The organism is Robbsia andropogonis (assembly GCF_000970345.1).
Lineage (GTDB): Bacteria > Pseudomonadota > Gammaproteobacteria > Burkholderiales > Burkholderiaceae > Robbsia > Robbsia andropogonis.
In genome coordinates this window covers 1-3,765 of record NZ_LAQU01000095.1, presented here as the reverse complement: position 1 = coordinate 3,765, position 3,765 = coordinate 1, and the positions used below count along the sequence as shown (strand labels likewise).

Genomic DNA, 3,765 nt, shown 5'->3' with positions numbered 1-3,765 from the left:
CGTGCTGCCGCGCGCGTGAATAACCGTGCCGAAAACAGCCATCAACCGACCCGAGAGCGGGAGCGCCGCATGCGCGGCTTTAAGGGATTTGCGACAAGCACAGCGCTTCCTTTCGAACTTTCGGCCCGATTCGACAGCATTTTGCTCTAAAACGACACCTGATTTTGTGCAGCCGAACATCGTCGCGAGCTTACGCTCCGATTGGAATCGTGGCGTCACTTGACGCTCCAGGGCCAAAATCCGTCTGCGTTTTAAAGAATGGCCGTAAAGCGCCTCTTTTTCGCTAAATCATCATCAACGTGACAATGCCGTTGCGCAGGCGTATTGACATTGTCAATACGTTACGTCAAAATTTGGCGACTTTCTCTTTCCTCAGGGATCATCTTCCTGATCAATCATGGCCGCCAATATCTCACCAGCTGCCGACAAAGGCACGATTAGCTTGCGAATCGAGGCACAGACGCGCAACTTGATTGATGACGCGGCTGCACTTCTCGGCAAGAGTCGGACCGAATTCATGATCGATAGCGCCCGGCGCGACGCTATCGACACCCTCTTGGATCAGCGACTATTCGTCCTGGACCCTGAGCAATATGATGTTTTTGCGAACACATTGGATAATCCGCCTGAGCCCGATGAAAAGCTGCGCTTACTCGTGAGGCGAACACCAGCTTGGCGTAAAACATGACTGAAGGAGAGCGCTCGAACAGGATCCGCTTGTCCGCACCCAAGCACATCAGTGCATCAGACGATGTCTCCGGGTTCGATTGTGGCAATGATGCGCTGAACCTTTGGCTAAAACGTCGCGCTCTGACGAATGAAAGTCGATTTTCCAGAACGTACGTTGTGCTTGAAGGAGACCGGGTCGTCGCTTTTTTCTGCATCGCAACAGGTGCAGTCCAGCGAGCCGATGCGCCAAGCAAGCTTAGGCGTAACGCGCCGGATGCGATACCTGTAACCATAATAGGGCGCCTTGCGGTAGATCGGCAATACGCAGGTAAGGGCCTTGGAAAAGATTTGCTGTCCGATGCACTGCGCCGCATTGCCCATTTATCGAAAGAGATCGGCTTTGCCGCGGTTATGGTCCATGCCAAAGATTCGGCTGCACGTGATTTCTACCTTCGTTGCACCGAAGCTTTTATAGAATTTCCCGCCGACAGCCGCACGCTTTACCTTCCCATGGAAACAGTCATCGCGGCTTACGGCGATATCGAACAGCTGTGAAAGATGTCTCGCGCGGCCGTCGTTTGTGAGGCGGCGTGCCTAAATCAACACATAACCCTATTATGCTGCCTAGCGTCGAACCCCACTACTCCAACGGACGACGAGTCAAGCCTAATGTCTATGTTTTAGCAGTGAGGCATCCAAAAAAAGCCAGAAAAGGGTGTCGTAGCGCGGCTACTTGTGGAGCGTATCGAGCATGTCGCTAGATACGCAGATGGCGGTATCAGTGAAGTGTCTTTCAAAATCGCATATCGAGTGATCGGCGCGCGCCCTGACGATTTTTTTTCTCGTGGCAATTTCCTAGGTGGATACAGTACTTTTGATAACCGTGTGTCGATAACATCTACACAGGTATGGAACGATGGCGGTGTATTCATGGATATTCCCTATATGAAAGGCCATCGCATTGGCACATACATGATGAACGAAGTGGTGACATGGGCGAAGCAATGGCCTAGCGCAAGCGTAAAAAATGTCAAGCTATTGGAATCCGACGCATACCCGGAAAACAAAGCGCGCCGAAACTGGTTCTATGAACAATTTGGCTTACGTTTCACGTATGACCAGCCCGAGAAACGCTCCGGGATATCCTTGGACATGCTTGCTGAGCACTTGAGCCCAGTCGACGCATGGAAGAAGAACATAACCGAAGAACTGATTTTCGATTGCATAGGAAATGCGCATCGCAATTTGATGGAGAAGGTGGCCGAGGCGGATGCGCTTCAATCCCGTTTGAACCGGATTGAAAGGTCGTATGATAACGCTGTACGTGCGCCTTTCCTATGGGCAATAGCAAAAACCTACGAGAAACGTGGCACCGTTCTCGTCATTGGTTTCGTAATGCTAGTAGCTTCCGCAGCCTTCTTTCTCACCAACAAATTCACATTTTAAGTGCCTGAAATGTACGTACCGTCTATTGGTAACCAAGCCTACACGATAGCAGTTTGGATGTTTGCTGACTGGTTCAGTCGTTATGGGCGCATCATGGTCACGGACCCACCAGACGACTCACCACCAAAATGGACGTCCGACGATTGGCGCATGGCTGCCACGCTGGAGCGCTGTATTCGCATATGTGGATACGACGATAGCGATCCCGAACTCATTGCTACGAGAGAAGCGACGTCGGAACATATTCGAGATTGGGTCCGAGATAAGGACGAAGGTCTTTGCCGCTCAGATGACGGCGTTTTAAGGCGTTTTCCAGATCAACTACTCAATTTCATGACTGATACGTTTTCCGACGTACATTTGGATGCCACGGTGGCAATGGCGGATGCTTTGGATATCGTTCAAAAATTGGGCCGTTGACGGAAACGGGGTCCGAGGAGGCAGCTGGTTCGCAATGCTATCTGCGCAGACTATATAGCAACTTGTGCGGTTATTTGCACCAGAACCGTCTGGTTTAATTGGTTCCCGCTGGTCGAGCACCAGATGGCGATGCTTGCCGCGAAAGGGCCGCCTGTGAGATACACAAGCCGATTCTGACAAAAGCGAGGGGAACGTAGGCATGCACGAAATCATCTGCCCACACTGCGGGAAAGCATTCAAGATTGACGAGGCCGGGTATGCGGACATTCTGAAGCAGGTTCGTGACAACGAATTCGAACAACAATTGCACGAGCGTCTTGAGTTGGCTGAGCTAGACAAGCGGAATGCTATTGAGCTCGCTACGACCAAGGTAGCCAACGAGTTGCAGAAGGTTGCCGTACAAAAGGACTTCGAGATCCAGGAATTGAAAGCCAAGCTCGATGCCGGTGAAGTCGCGAGGAAGCTCGCTGTGACCGAAGCGCTAAGCGCTGTGGAAAAGGAGCGTGACGCGCTTGCGAACGAGCTCGATCAGGCTAAACGTGACAGACATGCCGTGTCTGAGTTAGCCGAGGCGAGGCTCGTGAGCGAACTTCAGAGGACTGCAGCCACGAAAGATGCGGAGATTCAGGATCTGAAGGCTAGGCTTGACGCTGTAGAGGTTGCGAAGAAACTCGCGATCACCGAAGCCGTCAGTGTTGTCGAGAAGGAGCGTGACGACCTGAAAAGCGGCCTCGCGCGGGCCGAGCTTGAAAAGCAGCTCGCGCAACAGTCACTGAAGGACAAATACGAGACGCAGATCAAGGACCGCGACGACGCTATCGAACGACTGCGTGACATGAAGGCACGTCTGTCGACAAAGATGGTGGGCGAAACGCTCGAACAGCACTGCGAGACCGAGTTCAACCGCATTCGGGCGACAGCGTTTCCGCGCGCGTATTTCGAGAAAGACAACGACGCTCGCACGGGTAGCAAGGGCGATTATATTTTTCGCGATTTGGACGAATCCGGCGTGGAGATCGTCTCTATTATGTTCGAGATGAAGAACGAGAGCGACCGAACCGCGACGAAGAACAGGAACGAAGACTTCCTGAAAGAGCTGGACAAGGACCGCACCGAGAAAGGCTGCGAGTACGCCGTGCTGGTCTCTCTGCTCGAACCAGACAGCGAGCTCTACAACACCGGGATTGTCGACATGTTTCACCGCTATCCGAAGATGTATGTAGTCCGGCC

General features: G+C 52.5%; 5 protein-coding genes and 1 pseudogene. All 6 read left to right on the top strand.

Features of this window, described 5'->3' with window-relative positions; translation table 11 throughout:
- A pseudogene (locus WM40_RS32665) lies at positions 1–255 on the top strand (DDE-type integrase/transposase/recombinase); the annotation flags it as partial.
- A gap of 142 nt (positions 256–397) precedes the next feature.
- Positions 398–688, top strand: coding sequence for a type II toxin-antitoxin system TacA family antitoxin (locus WM40_RS25885; protein WP_046154466.1), 291 nt, complete (start codon positions 398–400; stop codon positions 686–688).
- Complete coding sequence (locus WM40_RS25880) at positions 685–1,224, top strand: GNAT family N-acetyltransferase (RefSeq protein WP_046154465.1); 540 nt, start codon at positions 685–687, stop codon at positions 1,222–1,224. Before WM40_RS25885 ends, WM40_RS25880 begins: the two co-directional genes overlap by 4 nt.
- 180 nt (positions 1,225–1,404) lie before the next feature.
- Positions 1,405–2,115 (top strand): hypothetical protein, encoded by a 711-nt coding sequence (locus WM40_RS28355; protein ID WP_157793802.1) that lies wholly within the window; start codon positions 1,405–1,407, stop codon positions 2,113–2,115.
- Between the two features lie 9 nt (positions 2,116–2,124).
- The gene (locus WM40_RS30505; protein WP_036013823.1) at positions 2,125–2,535 is read left to right on the top strand and encodes a hypothetical protein; all 411 of its coding nucleotides are present in this window, start codon (positions 2,125–2,127) and stop codon (positions 2,533–2,535) included.
- Between the two features lie 199 nt (positions 2,536–2,734).
- A partial coding sequence (locus tag WM40_RS25870) for a DUF2130 domain-containing protein (protein ID WP_046154464.1) occupies positions 2,735–3,765 on the top strand: 1,031 nt, incomplete at its 3' end.

Excerpts from the sequence above, each read along its gene's own strand:
- WM40_RS25885 (WP_046154466.1), top strand. The coding sequence starts at position 398 with ATGGCCGCCAATATCTCACCAGCTGCCGACAAAGGCACGATTAGCTTG.
- WM40_RS25880 (WP_046154465.1), top strand. The coding sequence starts at position 685 with ATGACTGAAGGAGAGCGCTCGAACAGGATCCGCTTGTCCGCACCCAAG.
- WM40_RS30505 (WP_036013823.1), top strand. The coding sequence starts at position 2,125 with ATGTACGTACCGTCTATTGGTAACCAAGCCTACACGATAGCAGTTTGG.